Genomic DNA, 21,544 nt, shown 5'->3' on the forward strand with positions numbered 1-21,544 from the left:
CCGGACGATCTTACGGATGGAAGCCATGAACCTTTTCTCGGATATCCGCGCGCTGGTCCTTGATGCGCTGGCGCAGATGGAACAGGCGGGCGCGCTGCCCGCGGGCCTCGACACCGCCAATGTGACGGTCGAGCCGCCGCGGGACGCCGCGCATGGCGACATGGCCACCAATGCCGCCATGGTGCTGGCCAAGCCCGCCGGCCTGAAGCCGCGCGACATCGCCGAGGCGCTGGCCGCCCGCCTGGCCGCCGATCCGCGCATCGCCTCGGCCGAGGTGGCGGGGCCGGGCTTCCTGAACCTGCGCCTGGCGCCGGGCGAATGGCAGGGCGTCGTGCGCGCCGCGCTGGCCGAGGGCGGGGATTACGGCCGCTCGGACATGGGCAAGGGCCAGCGGATCAACGTGGAATTCGTCAGCGCCAACCCGACCGGACCGATGCATGTCGGCCACACCCGCGGCGCGGTCTTTGGCGACGCTCTGGCGGCGCTTCTGGATTTCTCGGGGCATGCGGTCACGCGCGAATACTATATCAACGACGGCGGCGCCCAGGTCGATGTGCTGGCGCGTTCCGCCTATGAACGCTATCGCGAGGCCAACGGGCTGGAGCCCGAGATCCGCGAGGGGCTTTATCCCGGCGACTACCTGATCCCGGTGGGCGAGGCGCTGAAGGCGAAATACGGCACCAGCCTGCTGGAGCGGCCGGAATCGGAATGGCTGGCCGAGGTGCGCGATTTCGCCACCCAGGCGATGATGGACATGATCCGCGAGGATCTGGCGCTGCTCAACGTCCACATGGACGTGTTTTCCAGCGAGAAGGCGCTTTACGGCACCGGCCGGATCGAGGCCGCGATCGAGCGGCTGCGCCAGGCCGGGCTGATCTATGAAGGCGTGCTGGAGCCGCCCAAGGGCAAGACCCCCGAGGATTGGGAGCCGCGCGAGCAGACGCTGTTCCGCTCGACCGCGCATGGCGACGACGTGGACCGGCCGGTCAAGAAATCCGACGGCTCCTGGACCTATTTCGCGCCCGACATCGCCTATCACTGGGACAAGATCGAGCGCGGCTTCGACGCGCTGATCGACGTGTTCGGCGCCGACCATGGCGGCTATGTCAAGCGCATGACCGCGGCGGTCAAGGCGCTGTCGAACGGCCGCGTGCCGCTGGACGTCAAGCTGATCCAGCTGGTCAAGCTGTTCAAGAACGGCGAGCCCTTCAAGATGTCCAAGCGCGCCGGCACCTTCGTCACCCTGCGCGACGTGGTCGAGCAGGCGGGCGCGGACGTGACCCGCTTCCACATGCTGACGCGCAAGAACGACGCGGCGCTGGACTTCGACTTCGACAAGGTGCTGGAGCAGTCCAAGGACAACCCGGTCTGGTATGTGCAATATGCCAGCGCGCGGGTGAACTCGGTCCTGACCAAGGCGGCGGCGATGGGCGTCGATACCTCGGACGCGGCGCTGGCGCAGGCGGATCTGGCGCAATTGTCGCATCCGGCCGAGCTGGAACTGGCCCGCAAAGTTGCAGAATGGCCACGCACGGTCGAAATCGCCGCCCGCGCGCATGAGCCGCACCGGATCGCGTTTTTCCTTTACGACATCGCATCCGAGCTGCATTCGCTGTGGAACCGCGGCAATGACGAACCCGCCCTGCGCTTCCTGCAAGAGGGCGATCCGGTGGCCATGGCGGCGAAAATCGCGCTGGCACGGTCCGTTGGCGTTGTCATTTCGGCCGGTCTTGGTATCTTGGGGGTGACTCCGGCCAAAGAAATGCGCTGAATAACGGCGCCCTGCCGGGGACGAGCAGATAAACGAGCAGCGTCGGAACAACCGGCAGGCAGGCAGGAATGACGGTAGTAGATTTCCGCTCTTCGGGCGGGTTTGACGGGTCGCAGCCCCACAGGCTGTCGCAGGGCTATCCCCATGCCGACGGGCAGCAGGGCTATGCCGAGGATTGGCAGGACCAGGACTGGCAGGACGGCGGCTGGGACGAACAGCACCCCTACGCCCATGCCGAATCGCTGGCCGAATCGCCTTCGCTCCTGGGGCGGATCACGCGACTGACGCATTACCTGGGGGCGCTGGTCTCGGTCGGGCTGATCGTGATCCTGGCGGTCTGGGGCTACAAGCTGGTGGTGCGCGACGTCTCGGGCGTGCCGGTGATCCGCGCCATCGAGGGCGAGGCCCGCACCGCGCCCGACAATCCGGGCGGCGAGCTGACCCAGCGCACCGGCCTGGCGGTGAACACGGTCGCTGCCGGCGCCGAAACCGCGGCGGTGGACCGCGTGGCCATCGCGCCCGCCGCGACGCCGCTTGACAGCCAGGACGTGCCCATGGGCGAGCTGGGCGCGACGGCGCAAGAGCCCTCGCATCCGATCGAGGCGCCGCTGATCGACGAAACCGCCCGCGTCATCGCCCGCCCCGACGGCGAGACCCTGGCCCAGCCCGATGCGGCCGCGGAAAGCGTCGCCAGCGCGGTGATCTCGGACGCGCCCGCCGCCGATGCGCCGGTGAACGAGGCCGTGACCGACCTGGCCGGCAACGAGACGCGCGACATGGCCATCACCACCGCGCTGGCCGAGGCCGGGGCCCAGCCGGTGCCGGGCGCCATCGCGCAATCGCCGCGTCCCGCACCCCGTCCGCGCCGCGTGGCCGCCGCCGCCCCGGCGGTCGCCAGCGATGCCGCGCCCGCGCGTGCCGCGGCCGAAAGCCGCCCCGCCGCCGCGCCCAAAACCCCGGCACCGGCACCTGCGCAGGTCGCCTCGGGCGCGCCGCTGGTGCAGATCGGCGCCTTCGACAGCGATGCGCTGGCACGGGGCGAATGGAACCGCGTCTCGGGCAAGTTCGGCGCGCTTTTCGCCGGCAAGGGCATGGTGGTCCAGGAACACAAGGCCAATGGCCGCAGCTTCTGGCGCCTGCGCGCCGCCGGCTTCGAATCGCGCGACGAGGCGCGGCGCTTCTGCGCGGCGCTGATCGCCGAGGGCGTGGACTGCATCCCCGCCATGGCGAAATGAGCCGCTGAGATGGCCGGCGCCACCATCCTCGGCGGCATCGCCGGCCCGGAGCTGAGCCGGGCCGAGCGCGACTTCTTTCGCGCCGCCGATCCCTGGGGCTTCATCCTGTTTGCGCGCAACGTCGATACGCCGGACCGCCTGCGCCGGCTGACGGCCGAGCTGCGCGAGGCGTTGGGCCGCGACGCCCCGGTGCTGGTGGACCAGGAGGGCGGGCGGGTCCAGCGCATGCGCGCGCCGCATTGGACCGACTGGCCGGCGCCCCTGGACCAGGCGGGCCGGGGCGAGCGCGCCGTCTGGCTGCACCATCACCTGCTGGCGCAGGAATTGCGCGCCGTCGGCATCGACGCCGATTGCGCCCCGGTCCTGGACATGGCCCGCGACGAGACCCATCCCTTCCTGAAGAACCGCTGCCTCGGCTCGGATGCCGAAACGGTGATCCGCCTGGGCCGGGCCGCGGCGCAGGCCATGCTGGCCGCCGGGGTGCTGCCGGTCGTCAAGCACATGCCCGGCCATGGCCGGGCGCGGGTGGACAGCCACAAGGACCTGCCGGTGGTCGAGGCTTCGCTGGACGAGCTGCGCGCCACCGATTTCGCCCCGTTCCGCGCGCTCGCCGACCTGCCCATGGCGATGACCGCGCATATCCGCTTTGCCGCCATCGACGATGCGCCCGCCACCGCCTCGGCCGCCGTGATCGACCTGATCCGGCGCGAGATCGGCTTCGACGGGCTGCTCATGTCCGACGACATCGGCATGCAGGCGCTGTCCGGCAGCCCGGCCGAGCGCGCCGCCGCCACCATCGCCGCCGGCTGCGACCTGGTGCTGTCCTGCAACGAGACCCCGGCGCAGATGGAAGAGATCGTCGCCGCCGCCGGCGCCATGGCGCCCCGCGCCGTCGCGCGGGCCGAGGCGGCGCTGGCGCTGCGCCGCGCGCCGGTGCAGCAGGATATTGCTTCGTTGCGGGCGGAACTGGCGGCGCTTGGCGGGCTGGCGGCCTGATCGGTTGACTAGCCCCGGTCTATCGCGGATTCTGCGCAGGTTCCCTAGCCTGGACGCGACATGACCAAGGTGCCCTACCTGACCCCCGTGCCCGACCCCGCGCCGGACCCGGCGCCGCATCTGCTGGGGCTTGGGCCGCAGGCCGTGGCCGAGCGCCGCGCCGAGGAGGTGCTGGTCGTCGATGTCTCGGGTTTCGAGGGGCCGCTGGACCTGCTGCTCACGCTGTCGCGCACGCAGAAGGTCGACCTGATGCAGGTTTCGGTGCTGGAGCTTGCCGACCAGTATCTGGCCTTCGTCGACGAGGCCCGCGCGCTGCGCATCGAGCTGGCCGCCGATTACCTGGTCATGGCCGCCTGGCTGGCCTATCTGAAATCCCGCCTGCTTCTGCCACCCGATCCCGAGGCCGAGGGCCCGTCGGCAGAGGAGATGGCGGCGCATCTGGCCTTCCAGCTGGAACGGCTGAACGCCATGCGCGAGGCGGCGGCGCGGCTGATGGCGCGCGACCGGCTGGGGCAGGACCGTTTCGCCCGCGGAGCGCCCGAAACCGTCGCCCGCCAGCGCCAGGTCGCCTGGCAGGCCGGGCTGATCGACCTGATGCGCGCCTATGCCAGGCTGCGCACCCGCGACGAGTTCCGGCCCTATGCCTTCGACCGCCGCGACGTGCTGACCATGGAGCAGGCGCTGGACCGGGTGCGCGGTCTGATCGGCTATGCCGGCGACTGGACCGCGCTTTCCGCCTTCCTGCCCGAGGGCTGGGAGGCCGACCCGCAGCGCCGCCGCTCGGCCACCGCGGCGACCTTTGCCGCGACGCTGGAACTGGCCCGGCAGGGCGCGGTCGAAATCAGCCAGGCCGGCACCTTCGCCCCGATCACCATCCGCAGGCGCCCAGAATGAGCCAGGACGACACCGCCCCCGACCCGCAGCACTTTCCGCCGCCGCCCCTGCCCGAGCAGGAGCGCATGGTCGAGGCGATCCTGTTCGCCTCGGCCGAGCCGATGAGCCAGCGCGAGATCGCCGCCCGCCTGCCGGCCGGCTGCGACCCGGCCGAGGCGCTGCGCGCCTTGCGCGCCCGCTACGAGGGGCGGGGGGTGCAGCTGGCGCGGGTGGGCGATGCCTGGGCCTTTCGCACCGCCGCCGACCTGGGCTTCCTGATGCAGGAAAGCGTGGTCGAAAGCCGCCGCCTGTCGCGCGCCGCGACCGAGACCCTGGCGATCATCGCCTATCACCAGCCCGTCACCCGCGCCGAGATCGAGGAGATTCGCGGCGTCGCTGTCAGCCGCGGCACGCTGGACCAGCTGATCGAGCTGGACTGGGTCCGCATCGGCCGCCGCCGCCAGACCCCCGGCCGGCCGGTGACGTTCGTCGTGACCGAGGCCTTCCTGGATCATTTCGGCCTGGAGAGCGCCCGCGACCTGCCGGGATTGGCCGAGCTGCGCGCGGCGGGCCTGCTGGAATCGCGCCCGCCGGGCGAGGGGCTGGCGCCCGGCCTGTTCGGCGAGGCGGACGGCGAGGACGCCGGGGCCATGGCCGAGGATCTGTTCGAAGATGAATGAAGAATTGGCTGTAATGCCATGAATTTGAATCGTTTAATTTCCGATCTAACGCGTAAGGTCGCGAACCGGCTGCTGAACTGGGGCATCCGGCGGATGAATGCGCCCAAGCCGGGCGAGCGTCGGACCCCTCAGCAGCGAGGCCGCGAAAAGGCCATGCGCGAGGTGGTCAAGCGCGCCTGTCAGGCGGCGCGCATCACCCGGCGGATGTGATAGGGGGCTCTGCCCCCGTCGCGCTGGCGCGCGACTCCCCCGGGATATTGGGACACGGAAGAATGCAGGGCGAGCGGCTGTTCAGGCGAATTGCTTGGCGAGCTTGAGGCCCTGGCCCTGGTAGTTCGAGGCGATGCCGCTGCCGTAGAGCCGTTCGGGGCGCGCCGCCATGCGCTCGTAGACCAGGCGGCCGACGACCTGGCCGTGTTCCAGCGCGAAGGGGGCCTCATGGCAGCGCACCTCGAGCACGCCGCGCGCGCCCCGGCCGGCGGCGCCATGGCCGAAGCCCGGATCGAAGAAGCCGGCGTAATGCACGCGGAACTCGCCCACCATCGCCAGGTAGGGTGCCATTTCGGCGGCGTAGTCGGGTGGGATCGCCACCGCCTCGCGGCTGACCAGGATATAGAAGGCGCCGGGGTCGAGGATCAGCTGGCCGTCGGTGCTGCGCAGCTCGTCCCAGAAGTCGCGGGCCCGGTAGGCGCCGATGCGGTCGAGGTCGATGACCCCGCTATGCGGCCGGGCGCGGTAGCCGACCAGGTCGCCCGCCTCGGGGCGCAGGTCGACCGAGAAGCCCAGGCCATCGTCGATCAGCGCCTCGCCCGTCACCAGCGGCTCCTGCGCGTGCAGCTTGCGCAGCTCGGCATCCGACAGCACCGCCTGGCCCTGGCGCAGCCGCAGCTGGTTCAGCCGCATGCCGGGCCGCACCAGGACCGAGAAGCTGCGCGGGCAGATCTCGGCATAGATCGGGCCGTCGTAGCCCTGGGGCAGGCGATCGAATTCGGTGCCCTCGTCGGTGACGAGCCGCGTCAGCAGGTCGAGCCGTCCGGTCGAGCTTTTGGCATTGGCGACCGCGTCGAGGCCCTGGGGCAGGGACAGCCGCTCCATCAGCGGCACCAGGTAGACGCAGCCCTTTTCCAGCACGGCGCCGCCGGCAAGGTCCATGCGATGCATCTCGAAATCCTTGAGCCGGTCGCCGACCCGGCGCCCGCGTCCGGCCAGGAACGAGGCGCGCAGCCGCCATGCCGTCGCGCCCAGGCGCAGGTCGAGGCTGGCGGGCTGGACCTGTTCGGGCAGGATCGGCTGGTCGGCTGAGATCGCACCGCTTGCGATCAGCTGGCGCAGGGACGTATCGGGAAGCACACCGTTCACGCGAAACCCTTTCGGCAAAAGGAAACGCCCACCCCCGGACGGGGATGGGCGTTTTCGGAATGGTCGGGCCGGCGAGATTCGAACTCGCGGCCTTCCGCCCCCCAGACGGACGCGCTAACCAGGCTGCGCCACGGCCCGACGAGGGGCATATAGAGCGAAGCGGGCCGCCAGCACAAGGGGCCTGGGGCGGAAATTTCGGCAAGAATCTCGATTGCTGTGGATAGTCCGCCGGCGCGGGCCGGAAAGCGGGCGCCCATGCCCGTCAGCGCGCGCCGGCCAGCGCGTCGCGCAGGGTTTTCGCCTGCGCGGGCAGGGGCTTGCCCTGCAATTCGTGCTGGCGCAGCGCCAGGGCGGTGGCCACCAGCCGGCCGAGCCAGCCGGCTGCGGGCTCCCGGCCCGGATCGAGCGCGGCGAAGAGCGGCAGCGATTCGGCCTGCCGGGCCGGAGGGTTCGGCCGGGCCGGCCGGGGTGCGGCCTTTGCCGCCGTCGGCGCGGCCTCCCGCTCGGGCAGGGCCAGGCGCACGGCGGGGCCGGGGTGGTCCGCCGCGCCGGCCTCGCCCAGGGTCTCGCCCAGGCGGGCGGCGCCGATCTCGCGCAGGGCGGCGCCGCGGTCGGCGGCGATCAGCCGCTTGGCGCCGCGGATGCTGAGCCCTTCCTCGCGCATGACCTGGCAGAGGCCGGCGGCCAGCCGCACGTCCTCGGGCCGGTAATAGCGGCGGCCGTCGGCGCGTTTCACCGGCGCAAGCTGCGTGAATTGCGATTCCCAGTAGCGCAGCACATGCGGCGCGACGCCCACGAGGCGCGAGACCTCGCCGATGGATCTGAAGGCGTCGGGGGACTTGCTCATCAGCCCTTGCGCCTGTTCCCCGCCGCCACCCGATCCTTCATCAGATGCGACGGCCGGAAGGACAGCACCCGGCGCGGCGTGATCGGCACCTCTTCCCCGGTCTTGGGGTTGCGGCCGATGCGTTCGTTCTTGTCGCGGACCGAAAACGTGCCGAAGGACGAGATCTTGACCTGCTCGCCGCGCACCAGCGCATCGGAGATATGGCCAAGCACGCTTTCGACAAGCTGGGCCGATTCGTGGCGGGACAGACCCACCTCACGGAACACGGCCTCGGCCAGGTCCATGCGGGTCAGGGTAGAGTCGCTCATCTCGGAAACCTCTTGAATGGTGCGAAGGATGATTTCTTTACGGCGCCGAGTCAACAACCCCGGCCCGATTCCGTTCCCTCATCGGCCGATTTTGTTCCGCATTATTCGCGCCTTACCCGCAAGACCCCGCGCATGGCCGCCTGCGGGCTGCTTGGAATGGCGGCAATCCGCGCCTATCTTGGAAGGGAAAGGGCAAGCGGGACGGAGCTGACATGGCCGGCGGCTGGGCGCGCGACGATGCGGTGAACGAGCAGATCGAGGTTTCCACGCAGGAGGCGATCGAGCGGATGCGGCTGCGCAATGCGCAGCGCGTGGCGCAGGAAAGCGCCTTCATCTGCGAGGAATGCGACGAGCCGATCCCCGAGGCGCGGCGGCAGGCGATTCCGGGCGTCCGGCTGTGCGTGGACTGTCAATCCGGCCGCGACAAGGCCTGGCGGCCGGCGGCGGGCATCAACCGGCGCGGATCGAAGGATTCGCAGCTGAAATAGCGGCTTACCAGCGCAGCACGACCGAGCCCCAGGCGAGGCCGCCGCCGATGGCCTCGGCCACTAGCACGTCGCCGGGCTTGAAGCGGCCCTCGGCATTGGCCACCGACAGCGCCAGCGGGATCGAGGCGGCCGAGGTATTGCCATGGTCGGCCACCGTCAGCACCACTTTTTCCATCGGCAGGCGCATGCGCTTGGCCGTGGCCTCGATGATGCGCAGGTTGGCCTGGTGCGGCACCAGCCAGTCCACCTGCTCGGGCGTCAGCCCGGCGCGGTCGAGCGCGCGATGGGCGGTGTCGGCCAGCTTTTCGACCGCGTGGCGGAAGACCAGGTTGCCCTGCATGCGCAGATGCCCGGCGGTGCCGGTGCTGGCCACGCCGCCGTCGACATAGAGCAGGTCGCGATATTGCCCGTCGCTGTTCAGGTCGGTCGCGAGGATGCCGCGGTCGGCGGAGGTGCCCTGGCCCTCGGCCGCCTCCAGCACCACGGCGCCGGCGCCGTCGCCGAACAGCACGCAAGTGCCGCGGTCGGTCCAGTCCATGATCCGGCTGAAGGTTTCGGCCCCGATCAGCAGCACGCGATCGGCAAGCCCGGCGCGGATCATCGCATCGGCATTGGCCAGCGCATAGACGAAGCCGGCGCAGACCGCCTGCAGGTCATAGGCGAAGCCCCGGCGCATGCCCAGCCCGGCCTGCACCATGGTCGCGACCGAGGGAAAGGTCAGGTCGGGGGTCGAGGTGGCCACGATCACCGCGTCGATCTGTCCGGCGTCGAGCCCGGCATCGGCCAGCGCCGCCTGCGCGGCCAGGATGCCCAGGTCGCTGGTGCGCTGGTCCTCGGCGGCGAAATGGCGCCGCTCGATGCCGGTGCGGGCGCGGATCCATTCGTCGCTGGTGTCCAGCTTGTCCTCGAACCAGCTGTTCTCGACCACGCGCTCGGGCAGGTAATGGCCGGTTCCCCGGACGATCGCACGCCGCATCAGGACGCCTCGCTTTCCTTGCTGCCGTTGATTTGGCCGGCCGCCGCGACGGATTGCGCCACGCGCGCCGCCAGCCGGTCCTGAAAGCCGGATTGCGCCAGCCGGAAGGCCAGCTTGATCGCCGCCGAGACGCCGGTGGCATCGGCCGAGCCGTGCGATTTCACCACCGTCCCGTTCAGGCCCAGGAAGACGCCGCCGTTGACGCGGCGCGGGTCGATGCGCTTTTGCAGCCGCCGGAGCGAGCCCATGGCCAGCAGCGCCGCGAATTTCGACAGCACGGACTTGCCGAAGGCTTCCTTGAGCAGCTCGCCCACCAGCTTCGCCGTGCCCTCGCCGGTCTTCAGCGCGACATTGCCGGTGAAGCCGTCGGTCACGATCACGTCGACGCGGGCCGAGGGCAGGTCGCCGCCCTCGACGAAGCCGACATAGTCGAAATTCGCCGCCTGCGCCGTGGTGGGGATCAGCTCATGCGCCTGTTTCAGCTCGGGCCGGCCCTTGTGGTCCTCGGTCCCGACGTTCAGCAGGCCGACGCGCGGCCGCTCGAGCCCGAAGCCGTTGCGGGCATAGGAGGCGCCCATCAGCGCATAGGTCAGCAAGTCCTGCGCATCGGCGCGGATGTCGGCGCCGACGTCGAGCATGACGTTGAAGCCCTGCGGGTTGCGCGAGGGCCAGAGGCAGGCGATGGCGGGGCGGTTCACGCCGGGCAGCTTGCGCAGCCGCAGCATCGAAAGCGCCATCAGCGCGCCGGTATTGCCGCAGGAGACGGCGGCCGTCGCCTCGCCCCGGCGCACCGATTCGAGGGCGGACCACATCGAGGTGCCCTCGCCCTTGCGCAGCACCTGGCTGGGCTTGTCGCCCATGGTGACGACGCCGGCCGCGTCGCGGATGTCGCAACGCCGGGCCAGATCGCCGCGGCGGGCGATCAGCCGTTCCAGCTCGGCCCGCGGGCCGTGGACGATGAAGCGGATGTCGGGGTTCTTGCTGGCGCTTTCGGCCATGCCGGCGACCACCGTCGCCGGGCCGCGGTCGCCGCCCATCGCGTCAACGGAGATCACCACGCCGCCCCCGTCGCCAGGGACGCGAGGCAGAGTGCTGGAATCTGCCGAAGCCATATCCGCGGTCGGTCCGCTCAGGCCGCGTCTTCGTCCAGGTCGACCTCATTGGCCTGCGCCACGACCTCGCGGTCGGCATAATGGCCGCAGGAGGGGCAGACGTGATGCGGGCGCTTCAGCTCGCCGCAGTTGGGGCATTCGTTCGGGTTGCCGGCGACGAGCGCATCATGCGAACGGCGCATGTTGCGGCGGGAGCGGGTAACTCGGTTCTGAGGGACGGCCATGTCTCAACCTCAAGGGGTTCGGGGGGCAACCAGCCTGGGCGGCCCCGGATTTGGTGTTCTTGTCTGGGGCGGGCATAGGCCACTGGAGCGTTGGCCGCAAGTCGCGAAAACTGCTCGCAAAGCGGGGGCCGCGGTCCGGGATTCCCCCGCCGGTCGAATGAAGGCGGCAAAATAGCGGGATTTTCGTATTGCGCAAGGGAAAACTGCAAGGGAAGCGGCGCATGCGCGCCGCTGCCTCCGGCGGGGATATTTAAGCAGGAAGAAGCCGGGCGCCAGTGGGGCGGGCCGGGTTCAGCGGCCGAGCTTGGCGTGGACTTCCTCGAGGTCGATCTCGTTTCTGGGCAGCTTGTTGTCCGGGTCGTCGAAGTCGTATTTGAAGAGCTGGAAGTCCTTCTTGTAGATTTCCCAGACCAGGTGGCGCGACAGGTCGTCGAAATAGGCGCTGACCTTGTGGGCGCGCTTGGGGCCGTGGCCTTCGGATTCGTTGAACTTGGGCACGTCCTTCACCTTCAGCCGCACCGGGGTCGGCGCGGCGTCCAGCACCTTCTGCATGCCCTCGTCGAATTTCTCGGTGAAGAGGATCTGGTCGTAGCGCCCGCCGTTGACGATGAAGGTGGCGACATGGCCCGAGACGGCCGACCAGTGGATGTCCGGCTCCATCGGCCGGCGCCAGCGGATGGTGTCGCGCGCAAACAGCAGGAAGCGGCGGAAGCTGGCGACCTGGTCGAATTCGAAGCCGTTCTCGGGGCTGCCGACGTCGACGCCGTAGCGTTGCATCAGTTCCGGCACCAGGTTGCCGCGGTAGCGCTTGCCGTTGCGCTGGATGCCCGCGATCTTGTCGAAGAACGAGGACAGGATGCGCGCATAGGGGTTGCGCACGCAGGTGAAGGTCAGCGCCTTGTGCGCCGCCACGTTCGCCTCGATCAGCGGCTGGCTTTCGGGCTGGTTCCACTTGTGCAACCCGCTGGTGGCGTCGTGGATGTCGCCGTCGAAATAGCGGCCGTGGTCGGAATAGAACATGATCTGCCCGATCGAGGAGCAGGCGCATTTCGGGACGACGCGATAGACCATGCTTTCGCTTTCCGTCATCCACGTTCCTGGAAAACCCATAACTCTCATTCCCTTTACAAAGACTGCACCGGCCGCGGCGGATGTGCCGGCGGGTTGCCCCTTCGGCCAAAATCGGTAAGGACACAATGCAAATCACCGGCAGAGTTTCAACCAGTGTGAGCATTGCCCGCGTGAAGCGGACAAGATGGGTAACGAGATGGCGCGTATTGCCTTTATTCTGCTGTGCCACAAGGATCCCGAGGGCGTGGTGGCGCAGGCTCGCCGGCTGACCGCCTCGGGCGATTACGTGGCGATCCATTTCGACGGCCGGGCCAATCCGCGCGACTACGAGCTGATCCGGGCGGCGCTGGCCGACAACGCCTCGGTGGTCTTTGCGCAGCGGCGCTGGAAATGCGGCTGGGGGGAATGGTCGCTGGTCGGCGCCACGCTGGAGGCGGTGCGCGCCGCCGTCGCCGCCTTTCCGCGGGCCACGCATTTCTACATGCTCTCGGGCGATTGCATGCCGATCAAGTCGGCCGAATATGCCCATGGCCTGCTGGACGGCGAGGATTGCGACTATATCGAGAGCTTCGATTTCTTCGAATCGGACTGGATCAAGACCGGCTTCAAGGAAGAGCGGCTGGTCTACCGGCACTGGTTCAACGAGCGCACGCAGAAATGGCTGTTCTATGCCAGCTACGATTTGCAGAAGCGATTCGGCCTGCGGCGCCGGGTGCCGGCCGACATCCAGGTCATGATCGGGTCGCAATGGTGGTGCCTGCGCCGCCTGACCGTCGAGAAGGTGCTGGATTTCTGCGCCAGCCGGCCGGACGTGATGCGCTTCTTCTCGACCACCTGGATCCCGGACGAGACCTTCTTCCAGACCGTCGTGCCCCATGTCGTGCCGCGGCGCGAGATCCGCACCCGCACGCTGACCTATCTGATCTTCACCGACTACGGCATGCCGGTGACTTTCTACAACGACCATTACGATCTGCTGATGGGGCAGAACTACCTGTTCGCCCGCAAGATCAGCCCCGAGGCGATCCGCCTGCGCGAGCGGCTGGGCGCGCTTTGGGCGGCCAGCGGCGTGCATTTCCCGATCTCGAACGAGGCGACGGGGCTGTTTCGCTTCCTGACCGGGCGGGGCCGGGTCGGGCGGCGCTTCGGCCAGCGGTTCTGGGAGGCCGAGGGCAGCCTAGGCCGCGACAACACGCTGCTGCTGGTGGTGGCCAAGAAATGGCATGTCGCCAAGCGGCTGACCGCGGCGATCCGGGCGCATACGCCGATTCCGGCGGTGGATTACCTGTTCAACGAGCCCGAGGCGCATCTGCCCGACCTGGGCGGGGTCGAGACCACGGTCGAGAAGCGCGACCGGCACCGGCGCGCGCTGATCCGGCTGCTGTTCCAGCATTTCGAATCGAACCGGCTGGTCTTGTGCCTGGACCCCTCGGCGCTGTATCTGATCCAGGATCTGACCTCGGACAAGGCCGATACCCGCGTCCTGCTGGTGGATTCCGAATTCGACGACGATTACCTGCGCGGCCATATCGCCCGCGTGGGGCTGGCCGGGAGCGAGACCGCCCCCGAGGTGATCGAACGGCTGCTGCCCATGGTGCGCGCCGACCTGGAACACGAGGCCGAGCGGCTGCGCGACATGGATTTCCCCGGCTTCCATTCCATCGCGCCCTGGCGGCCGGTCGCCGAGAATACCGCGCAACTGGCGCGTTTCCTGGATCTGCCGGCCGAGACCGCGCTGGCGCTTGCCCGGACCGACCACCTGTTCAGCGACTGAGGAGAGAGCCATGCCCGCCTATGACGACAGCAATATCTTCGCCCGCATCCTGCGCGGCGAGATCCCCAACGACACCGTGCTGGAGACCGAGCATACGCTGGTCTTCCGCGACATCCGGCCGCAGGCGCCGGTGCATGTGCTGGCGATCCCCAAGGGGGCCTATGTCAGCTACGACGATTTCGCCGCCAATGCCTCGGATGCCGAGATCGTGGATTTCCACCGCGCCCTGGCCAGGGTGGCGCGCGAGCTGGGCGTGGCGCTGGATGGCGGGCAGGGCTTCCGCGCCATCACCAATGCCGGCGAGCATGGCGTGCAGGAGGTGCCGCATTTCCACATGCACATCCTGGGCGGCCGGCCGATGGGCCGCATGGTTCAGCCGGGCTGAGGCGCCGGGCGCGAGGTCAGCTGGACGAAGACGTCCTCGAGGTCCGGCGCCTCGACCGCGAGGTCGCGGATCGGCAGGCCCGCGGCGCGCAGCGCGTCGATCAGCCCGTCCGTCGGGATGCGCGAGGGCGCATAGCTGAGCGCGAGCCGGCCGTCCCCGCGCCGTTCGGCCCGCACGCCCTCGGGCAGGGCGGGCAGGGCGCGGGCCTCGCCGGTATCGACGACCAGCGTCTTGGAATCGGCGCGGCCGAGCAGGGCGGCGGTATCCTCGCACAGGATCAGCTCGCCATGGTCGATGATGGCGATGCGGTCGCACATCTCCTCGGCCTCTTCCAGGTAATGCGTGGTCAGGATGATGGTCATGCCCTGGTCGTTCAGCCGGCGCACGTTGCGCCACAGCATCTCGCGCAGCTGGATGTCGACGCCGGCGGTGGGTTCGTCGAGGACCAGGATCTGCGGCCGATGCACCAGCGCCTTGGCCAGGAGCAGCCGCCGCTTCATGCCGCCCGAGAGATGGCGCGAATAGCTTTCCGCCTGTTCGGTCAGCCCGACGAGTTCCAGCAGTTCGTCGGTCCAGCGCTCGCGCTTGGGGACGCCGTAGAGGCCGGCCTGCACCTCGAGGCTGGCGCGGGGGGTCAGGAAGGGGTCGATGTTGAGTTCCTGCGGCATGACGCCGATGGCGGCGCGGGACTGGCGCGGGTTCACGTCCTGGTCGAAGCCCCAGATCATCACCTTGCCGGCGGACTTGCGCACCAGCCCGGCCAGGATGTTGATCGTGGTCGACTTGCCGGCGCCGTTGGGCCCGAGCAGGCCGAAGATCGAGCCGGCGGGGATCGCGAGGTCCAGCCCCTTGACCGCCTGTTTCGCCGGGGCTTGGCCGGCGGCGGCATAGGTCTTGGTCAGGCCGCTGATTTCGATGGCGTTCGGGCTTTGCTGGGGGGCTGGCATCGGCTCTTCGCGTTCATTATGATCGCCGCCGGTTTAACCCCGTTTGTCGTCAGAGCTCAAGGAACCGCCATGACCATTCCGGCCCCCGAGATCCAGACCGTCACCTCCTGGAAGGTCGCCTGCGACGGCGACGAGAAGCGGGGCCTCGGTCATCCGCGCGTCTGGCTGGCCATTCCGCGCGATACCGGCTGGGTCGAATGCGGCTATTGCGACAAGCGCTTCGTCATCGACCGCGAACACGCGCACGACGACCACTGAAGCGCGGCTGCTGCCTGGGCCTGCCCGCCGCGGCGGCTTTCCCAGGTGGCCCCAGGCGGCCCCAGGCGGCAATGTCCGGCCGGCCGGGGCGTTGCGACGCCTCCGGCGGGGGTATTTTCAAACGGAGAAAGCCGGGCCGCGCGGCCTTGGCCCCAGGGCCGCTTCGTGGCATCAAGGCGGGCGAATGCAAGAGCAGGGGGCGCGCACATATGACGGACGGATTCGGCAAGGGCCATCACCTCCACCTGATCGACGGCTCGGCCTTCATCTTTCGCGCCTATCACGCGCTGCCGCCGCTGACCCGGCGCTCGGACGGGCTTCCCATCGGGGCGGTGGCGGGTTTTTGCAACATGGTGTGGAAATACCTGCAGGACGGCAAGGGCTCGGACCAGCCGACCCATGCCGCGGTGATCTTCGACCATTCGGCGCGCACCTTTCGCAACGACATCTATCCGCTCTACAAGGCCAACCGGCCCGAGCCGCCTGAAGACCTGCGGCCGCAGTTCCCGTTGACCCGCGAGGCGACGCGGGCCTTCAACATCGCCTGCATCGAGACCGAGGGCTTTGAGGCCGACGACATCATCGCGAGCCTTGCCTGCCAGGCGCGGGACGCGGGCGGTCGGGTGACGATCATCAGCAGCGACAAGGACCTGATGCAGCTGGTCGGCGGCGGGGTCGAGATGATGGACCCGATCAAGGGCAAGCCCATCGGCCCCGACGAGGTGCGCGAGAAATTCGGCGTCGGCCCCGAGCGGGTGGTGGATGTGCAGGCCCTGGCCGGCGATTCCATCGACAACGTGCCGGGCGCACCGGGAATCGGCATCAAGACCGCCGCGCAACTGATCGACGAATACGGCGACCTGGAGAGCCTGCTGGCGCGGGCGGAGGAGATCAGGCAGCCCAAGCGGCGGCAGACGCTGATCGACCATGCCGAGCAGATCCGCATCTCGAAGCGGCTGGTCGAGCTGGATTGCCGCATGGCGCTGGACTTCACCCTGGAGAGCCTGGAGATCCGCGAGCCCGATCCCGAGGCGCTGCTGGATTTCCTGGTTCGGATGGAGCTGCGCACCCTGACCAAGCGCGTGGCCGAGCGGTTCGGCGCCGAGCCGCCGAGCATGGCCGAGGCGGCGCCGGTGCCGGCCGCCGTGGCCGGGAGCGGGGCGGGGAGCGGGGCCGGGACGGGGGCCGCGCCGGCGGCCGAACTGCCGGCGATCGACCGCAGCCTTTATGTCACCATCCGCGACGAGGCGGTGCTGGCCGAATGGCTGGCCGAGATCGCCGAAAAGGGCGTGGTCGCCATCGACACCGAGACCACCGGGCTCGACGAGATGCAGGCCGATCTGGTCGGGGTCTCGCTGTGCACCGGGCCGGGGCGGGCGGCCTATCTGCCGCTGGGCCATGTCGACGGCGCGGCGGACCTGTTCGGCTCGGGCGCGCGGGTCGAGGGGCAGATGGACCGGGAGCGGGCGCTGGCCATGCTCAAGCCGGTGCTTGAGGATCCCTCGGTGCTGAAGATCGGCCAGAACGTCAAGTATGACTGGAAGCTTCTGGCCCGCCACGGCATCCGCATGGCGCCGCTGGACGACACCATGCTGCTGTCCTATGCGCTGAATGCCGGGGCGCACAACCACGGCATGGACGAGCTGGCGGACCTGTACCTGGGCCATCGCTGCCTGCCGATCAAGGATCTGATCGGCTCGGGCAAGGCGCAGATCAATTTCTCGCAGGTGACGATCGACAAGGCCAGCGAATATGCCGCCGAGGATGCCGAAGTGACCTGGCGGCTCTGGCATCACCTGCGCCCGAAGCTGGCGCCGAACCATGTCACCACCGCCTATGAGCGGCTGGAGCGGCCGATGATCGCGGTGCTGGCCGATATGGAGATGGCGGGCATCCGCATCGATTCCGAGCATCTCAAGCGCATGTCCAACGCCTTTGCCCAGAAGATGGCGGGGCTGGAGGCCGAGATCCACGAGCTGGCCGGCGGGCCCTTCAACGTGGGCAGCCCCAAGCAGCTGGGCGAGATCCTGTTCCAGCGCATGGGCCTGGCCGGGGGCAAGCAGGGCAAGACCGGCGCCTTTTCCACCGGCGCCGAGGTGCTGGAGGACCTGGCCGCCGAGGGGCACGAGTTGCCGGCGCGGGTGCTGGACTGGCGGGCGATCTCGAAGCTGAAATCGACCTATACCGATGCGCTGCCCCTGCATGTGAACCCCGAGACCGGGCGGGTCCATACCTGCTATTCCATCGCCGGGGCGCAGACCGGCCGGCTGGCCTCGACCGATCCGAACCTGCAGAACATCCCGGTCAGGACCGACGAGGGGCGGCGCATCCGCGAAGCCTTCGTCGCCGGGCCGGGGATGCGGATCGTCAGCCTGGACTACAGCCAGATCGAGCTGCGGATTCTTGCGCATGTGGCGCAGATCCCGGCGTTGAAGCAGGCGTTCCGCGACGGCATCGACATCCATGCCATGACCGCGAGCCAGATGTTCGGCGTGCCGGTCGAGGGCATGGACCCGATGATCCGCCGCCGCGCCAAGGCGATCAACTTCGGGGTGATCTATGGCATCTCGGGCTTTGGCCTGGCGCGCAACCTGCGCATTCCGCGGGCCGAGGCGCAGGCCTTCATCGACACCTATTTCGAGCGTTTCCCCGAGATCCGCGCCTATATGGACCGCACCGTCGCCGGGGCCAAGCAGGACGGTTTCGTGCGTACCCTGTTCGGGCGGCGGATCATGACGCCGGGCATCAACCAGTCCGGGCCGGCGGCCGGCGGGGCGCGGCGGGCGGCGATCAACGCGCCGATCCAGGGCGCGGCCGCCGACATCATCCGCCGCGCCATGATCCGCATGCCGGAGGCGATCGGCCACCTGCCGGCGCGGATGCTGCTGCAGGTGCATGACGAACTGGTCTTCGAGGTCGAGGAGTCTGCCGTGCCCGAGCTGGTCGCGGCGGCGCGCGGCGTCATGCAGGGCGCGGCCGATCCCGCGGTCCGGCTGGACGTGCCGCTGATCGTCGATGCCGGGCAGGGGGCGAACTGGGCCGAGGCGCATTGAGCGGCGGCGGTCGCGTGGGTGGCGCGGCCGCAGGGGTATTTGGGGAACGAAGAAGCCGGCGAAGGAGGGCGGGATGGGCCATTCGCATTCGCATGACGGCGGGCACGGGCATTCGCACCTGCCGGGCGGGGTGGGCGACGGCGCCATCCTGATTGCGGTGGTGGTCAACCTGGCGCTGACCGGGGCGCAGATCCTGGGCGGCTATGTCGCCGATTCCACGGCGCTGATCGCGGATGGGGTGCATAATCTCTCGGATGCGCTGGCGCTGGTGCTGGCCTTTGGCGCCCGGCGGCTGGCGCGGCGGCCCGCCAGCCCCGAGATGAGCTATGGCTGGGGCCGGGCCGAGATCGTCGCGGCCTTCGTCAATTACATCGCGCTGATCGCCATCTCGACCTGGCTGGGGATCGAGGCGCTGGGGCGGCTCGCCCATCCGCCGCAGGTCGCGGGCGGGCTGGTCATGGCGCTGGCGGGTTTCGCGCTGGTGGTGGATGCGCTGACCGCGGCGCTGGTCTGGCGGGCGTCGCGCGAGAGCGTGAACATTCGCGCGGCCTTCCTGCACAACCTGGCCGATGCGGCGGTCTCGGTCGCGGTGCTCCTGGGCGGGGCGCTGATCTGGGCTTTCGGCTGGCAGATCGCCGATCCGATCCTGACGCTGCTGATCTCGGCGGTGATCCTGTGGCATATCGGGCGGGAGATCGGGCCGGTGATGCGCATGCTGATGCTGGCCGCGCCCGCCGGGGTCGATCACGCGGCGCTGGCCCGCGCCATGGCCGCGGTCGAGGGCGTGGCGGGCGCGCATCACCTGCACCTGTGGCAGATCGACGAGCGGCGCAACGCGCTATCGGCGCATCTGGTGCTGCGCGCGGGGGCCGATCCGGCGCAGGCGGTGCGCCGGGTCAAGGCGCTGTTGCGGCGCGACTTCGGCATCGGCCATGCCACCATCGAGACCGAGCGCGAGGGCGAGCCCTGCGGCGACCGGGATGACGGCCACGGCCATCATCCGCATTAGATCGCGGCGGAATGGCCCGATGCCGCCATGTCGTAGCCGTCGAACATGCGGGCGATCATCCGGGTCAGCGGCCGCCCCTTGGGCGTGATGCGCAGGCCCGCGGCATCGGCCTCGACCATCTCGCCGAAATGCGCGGCGACGGGGGCGAAGACCTGGGCCAGGCGGTCGGCGTCGAAGCCGTGGCCGCGGATGAATTCCTCGGCCCGGATCTCGAAATCGCACATCAGCGCCTCGATCATGCGCGAGCGCCAGCGGTCCTCGGGCGTGAAGGCATGGCCGCGCGTGGTCGAGAAGCGCCCGTCGCGGATCCTGGCCAGATGGGCGCCGGTGGCCGGGGCGTTCTGCGCATAGCCCTGCGGGAAGCGCGAGATCGACGAGGCGCCCAGCCCCACCAGCACCTCGGCCCGGTCGTCGGTATAGCCCTGGAAGTTGCGCCGCAGGAGCCCGGCCTTTTGCGCGCGGGCCAGCCCGTCGCCGGGGCGGGCGAAATGGTCGATGCCGATCTCGTCATAGCCGTCGGCCAGGAACAGCTCGCGCGCGGTCTCGAACAGCCGCAGCCGGCCATAGGGGTCGGGCAGGGCCTCGGAGGGGATCATCACCTGCCGCTTGGCCATCCAGGGCACATGGGCATAGCCGTAAAGCGCCACCCGGTCGGGCGAGAGCGCCAGGAGCTTCTGCACCGATTCGGCGATCTTGCGCGGGTTCTGGTTGGGCAGGCCATAGAGGATGTCCGCGTTCAGGCTGGCGATGCCGCGGTCGCGGATCATGTCCACGGCGCGTTTCGTCACCTCGAAGCTTTGTTCGCGGCCGATGATCTTCTGGATCTCGGGGTCGAAATCCTGCACCCCGATCGAGGCGCGGGTCAGCCCGGCCTCGGCCAGCGCGTCCATGCGGGCCTCGTCGATCTCGTTCGGGTCGATCTCGACCGAGAACTCGGCGCCCTCGGCCAGCGGGAAGGCACCGAGGACCGCGCCGGCGACCAGCCGCATCATCTCGGCCGGCATCAGCGTGGGGGTGCCGCCGCCCCAATGCAGGCGCGACAGCCTGACGCCGGGGGCGAGCGCGGATTTCAGCATGTCCAGTTCCGCCAGCAGCGCCTTGGCATAGGCGCGCACCGGCTCGTCGGATTGCGTGCCCTGGGTGCGGCAGGCGCAGAACCAGCACAGCCGCCGACAGAACGGCACATGCATGTAGAGCGAGATCGCCGCGCCGGCGGGGATTGCCGCGACCCAGTCGCGGAAGACCGGCTCGCCCACGGCGGGGGTGAAATGCGGCGCGGTGGGGTAGCTGGTATAGCGCGGCACGCGCGCGTCAAACAGTCCGAGCCGCTCAAGTTGCGATTGTTGTTCCATGTTGCTATATCTAGCGCTGAACACGCGCCGGAACCTTGACCCAAATCAAATGCCACATGACGCCGCCCTCTGCGCGACGCAGCAGCCCTGCGAAATCTGCCCCATTCGGTATCGGGCCGTCTGCGCGCATTGCGAAGGCGACGAACTGGCCGAACTGGAGGGCATGAAGTTCTATCGCCGCTACGAGGCGGGACAGGTCGTGGTCTGGGCCGGCGACCGGATGGACTTCGTGGCCTCGGTGGTCGCCGGCATGGCCGGGCTGACCCAGCAGCTCGAGGACGGGCGCACGCAGATGGTCGGCCTGCTTCTGCCCAGCGACTTCCTGGGCCGGCCGGGGCGCGAGATGGCGACCTATACCGTCACCGCGACCAGCAACCTGGTGCTGTGCTGTTTCCGCCGCAAACCCTTTGAAAAGCTGCTGATAGACAATCCCCGCATCGCCAGCCGGCTTCTGGAGATGACGCTGGACGAGCTGGACGCCGCCCGCGACTGGCTGCTGCTCCTGGGCCGCAAATCCGCGCGCGAGAAGATCGCCTCGCTTCTGGTGATCCTGGCCCGGCGCGAGGCGGCGCTGATCAAGCGCCGGCCCGAAGGCCGCATCGCCATCGAACTGCCGCTGACGCGCGAGGCGATGGCGGATTACCTGGGCCTGACGCTGGAGACGGTGAGCCGGCAGATGAGCGCGCTGAAGCGCGAAGGGGTGATCGAGCTGGACGGCAAGCGGCGGGTGATCGTGCCCTCCTTCGTCCGGCTGGTCACGGAAAGCGGCGATGATTCGGACGGCGGGCCGCTGAGCTAGCGCGCCGCCCGCCAAGGTGCCCCGGAC

Annotated in this window: 22 protein-coding genes and 1 tRNA gene; 13 read left to right on the forward strand and 10 right to left on the reverse strand. The window is 69.3% G+C overall.

The window, feature by feature from the left end:
* Positions 1-25: 25 nt before the first annotated feature.
* The 6 genes from argS (at position 26) to IT40_RS01400 (ending at position 5,765) form a co-directional block, all read left to right on the forward strand.
* On the forward strand, positions 26-1,771 hold the full coding sequence (gene argS, locus IT40_RS01375) for an arginine--tRNA ligase (protein ID WP_036749746.1): 1,746 nt from the start codon (positions 26-28) through the stop codon (positions 1,769-1,771).
* A gap of 68 nt (positions 1,772-1,839) precedes the next feature.
* Positions 1,840-3,006 carry an SPOR domain-containing protein gene (locus IT40_RS01380; RefSeq protein WP_052095669.1) on the forward strand — a complete coding sequence of 389 codons (1,167 nt, stop codon included), beginning with the start codon at positions 1,840-1,842 and terminating at the stop codon, positions 3,004-3,006.
* Positions 3,007-3,015: 9 nt separating this feature from the next.
* Positions 3,016-4,002: a beta-N-acetylhexosaminidase gene (gene nagZ / locus IT40_RS01385; protein WP_036749534.1), complete on the forward strand. Its 987-nt coding sequence runs from the start codon at positions 3,016-3,018 to the stop codon at positions 4,000-4,002.
* Positions 4,003-4,062: 60 nt separating this feature from the next.
* Positions 4,063-4,896 (forward strand): segregation and condensation protein A, encoded by an 834-nt coding sequence (locus IT40_RS01390; RefSeq protein WP_208021267.1) that lies wholly within the window; start codon positions 4,063-4,065, stop codon positions 4,894-4,896.
* Complete coding sequence (gene scpB / locus IT40_RS01395; protein ID WP_036749537.1) at positions 4,893-5,555, forward strand: SMC-Scp complex subunit ScpB; 663 nt, start codon at positions 4,893-4,895, stop codon at positions 5,553-5,555. The genes IT40_RS01390 and scpB overlap by 4 nt, the downstream gene beginning before the upstream one ends.
* An 18-nt stretch (positions 5,556-5,573) precedes the next feature.
* The gene (locus IT40_RS01400; protein ID WP_036749540.1) at positions 5,574-5,765 is read left to right on the forward strand and encodes a hypothetical protein; all 192 of its coding nucleotides are present in this window, start codon (positions 5,574-5,576) and stop codon (positions 5,763-5,765) included.
* 81 nt (positions 5,766-5,846) lie between these two features.
* Here the strand turns inward: IT40_RS01400 and IT40_RS01405 are convergent, their stop codons facing one another.
* The 4 genes from IT40_RS01405 to ihfA form a co-directional block, all read right to left on the reverse strand.
* Positions 5,847-6,914 (reverse strand): 2'-deoxycytidine 5'-triphosphate deaminase, encoded by a 1,068-nt coding sequence (locus IT40_RS01405; RefSeq protein WP_036749543.1) that lies wholly within the window; start codon positions 6,912-6,914, stop codon positions 5,847-5,849.
* Between the two features lie 60 nt (positions 6,915-6,974).
* Positions 6,975-7,052 (reverse strand) — tRNA-Pro (locus IT40_RS01410).
* A 124-nt stretch (positions 7,053-7,176) separates the two neighbouring features.
* Positions 7,177-7,761 (reverse strand): MerR family transcriptional regulator, encoded by a 585-nt coding sequence (locus tag IT40_RS01415; RefSeq protein ID WP_036749546.1) that lies wholly within the window; start codon positions 7,759-7,761, stop codon positions 7,177-7,179.
* Positions 7,761-8,069, reverse strand: coding sequence for an integration host factor subunit alpha (gene ihfA, locus IT40_RS01420; protein WP_011748157.1), 309 nt, complete (start codon positions 8,067-8,069; stop codon positions 7,761-7,763). Before ihfA ends, IT40_RS01415 begins: the two co-directional genes overlap by 1 nt.
* Positions 8,070-8,281: 212 nt before the next feature.
* Here ihfA and IT40_RS01425 point away from each other — a divergent pair, with 212 nt between their 5' ends.
* Positions 8,282-8,557, forward strand: a complete 276-nt coding sequence (locus IT40_RS01425; RefSeq protein WP_036749548.1) for a DksA/TraR family C4-type zinc finger protein — start codon at positions 8,282-8,284, stop codon at positions 8,555-8,557.
* 4 nt (positions 8,558-8,561) lie between these two features.
* Here the strand turns inward: IT40_RS01425 and IT40_RS01430 are convergent, their stop codons facing one another.
* From IT40_RS01430 to IT40_RS01445, 4 genes are all read right to left on the reverse strand, one after another.
* Positions 8,562-9,533: a beta-ketoacyl-ACP synthase III gene (locus tag IT40_RS01430; RefSeq protein WP_036749551.1), complete on the reverse strand. Its 972-nt coding sequence runs from the start codon at positions 9,531-9,533 to the stop codon at positions 8,562-8,564.
* Positions 9,533-10,645, reverse strand: coding sequence for a phosphate acyltransferase PlsX (gene plsX, locus IT40_RS01435; protein WP_036749555.1), 1,113 nt, complete (start codon positions 10,643-10,645; stop codon positions 9,533-9,535). The genes IT40_RS01430 and plsX overlap by 1 nt, the downstream gene beginning before the upstream one ends.
* A gap of 17 nt (positions 10,646-10,662) precedes the next feature.
* Positions 10,663-10,869: a 50S ribosomal protein L32 gene (gene rpmF / locus IT40_RS01440; protein ID WP_010392407.1), complete on the reverse strand. Its 207-nt coding sequence runs from the start codon at positions 10,867-10,869 to the stop codon at positions 10,663-10,665.
* Between the two features lie 291 nt (positions 10,870-11,160).
* Complete coding sequence (locus IT40_RS01445; RefSeq protein ID WP_036749558.1) at positions 11,161-11,979, reverse strand: sulfotransferase family protein; 819 nt, start codon at positions 11,977-11,979, stop codon at positions 11,161-11,163.
* Positions 11,980-12,136: 157 nt separating this feature from the next.
* Between IT40_RS01445 and IT40_RS01450 the strand changes: the two genes are divergently transcribed.
* Both IT40_RS01450 and IT40_RS01455 read left to right on the forward strand, forming a co-directional pair.
* Positions 12,137-13,714, forward strand: coding sequence for a DUF5928 domain-containing protein (locus IT40_RS01450; protein WP_036749561.1), 1,578 nt, complete (start codon positions 12,137-12,139; stop codon positions 13,712-13,714).
* A gap of 10 nt (positions 13,715-13,724) precedes the next feature.
* Complete coding sequence (locus IT40_RS01455) at positions 13,725-14,099, forward strand: HIT domain-containing protein (protein WP_036749563.1); 375 nt, start codon at positions 13,725-13,727, stop codon at positions 14,097-14,099.
* Here the strand turns inward: IT40_RS01455 and IT40_RS01460 are convergent.
* The gene (locus IT40_RS01460; protein ID WP_036749565.1) at positions 14,087-15,046 is read right to left on the reverse strand and encodes an ABC transporter ATP-binding protein; all 960 of its coding nucleotides are present in this window, start codon (positions 15,044-15,046) and stop codon (positions 14,087-14,089) included. The two genes, IT40_RS01455 and IT40_RS01460, sit on opposite strands and share 13 nt — an antisense overlap.
* Positions 15,047-15,115: 69 nt before the next feature.
* Between IT40_RS01460 and IT40_RS01465 the strand changes: the two genes are divergently transcribed.
* The 3 genes from IT40_RS01465 to IT40_RS01475 all read left to right on the forward strand — a co-directional run bounded on the left by IT40_RS01465 (position 15,116) and on the right by IT40_RS01475 (position 19,366).
* On the forward strand, positions 15,116-15,304 hold the full coding sequence (locus IT40_RS01465) for a zinc-finger domain-containing protein (protein ID WP_036749567.1): 189 nt from the start codon (positions 15,116-15,118) through the stop codon (positions 15,302-15,304).
* Positions 15,305-15,513: 209 nt separating this feature from the next.
* Positions 15,514-18,357: a DNA polymerase I gene (gene polA, locus IT40_RS01470; RefSeq protein ID WP_036749570.1), complete on the forward strand. Its 2,844-nt coding sequence runs from the start codon at positions 15,514-15,516 to the stop codon at positions 18,355-18,357.
* Between the two features lie 73 nt (positions 18,358-18,430).
* Positions 18,431-19,366, forward strand: coding sequence for a cation diffusion facilitator family transporter (locus tag IT40_RS01475; RefSeq protein WP_052095670.1), 936 nt, complete (start codon positions 18,431-18,433; stop codon positions 19,364-19,366).
* On the opposite strand, the gene hemN is transcribed toward IT40_RS01475, so the two are convergent.
* Complete coding sequence (hemN, locus tag IT40_RS01480; protein WP_036749573.1) at positions 19,363-20,718, reverse strand: oxygen-independent coproporphyrinogen III oxidase; 1,356 nt, start codon at positions 20,716-20,718, stop codon at positions 19,363-19,365. The two genes, IT40_RS01475 and hemN, sit on opposite strands and share 4 nt — an antisense overlap.
* Before the next feature lie 49 nt (positions 20,719-20,767).
* Here hemN and fnrL point away from each other — a divergent pair, with 49 nt between their 5' ends.
* The gene (fnrL, locus tag IT40_RS01485) at positions 20,768-21,517 is read left to right on the forward strand and encodes a transcriptional regulator FnrL (protein WP_036749576.1); all 750 of its coding nucleotides are present in this window, start codon (positions 20,768-20,770) and stop codon (positions 21,515-21,517) included.
* Positions 21,518-21,544: the final 27 nt, after the last annotated feature.

Source organism: Paracoccus versutus (genome assembly GCF_000763885.1).
GTDB lineage: Bacteria > Pseudomonadota > Alphaproteobacteria > Rhodobacterales > Rhodobacteraceae > Paracoccus > Paracoccus versutus.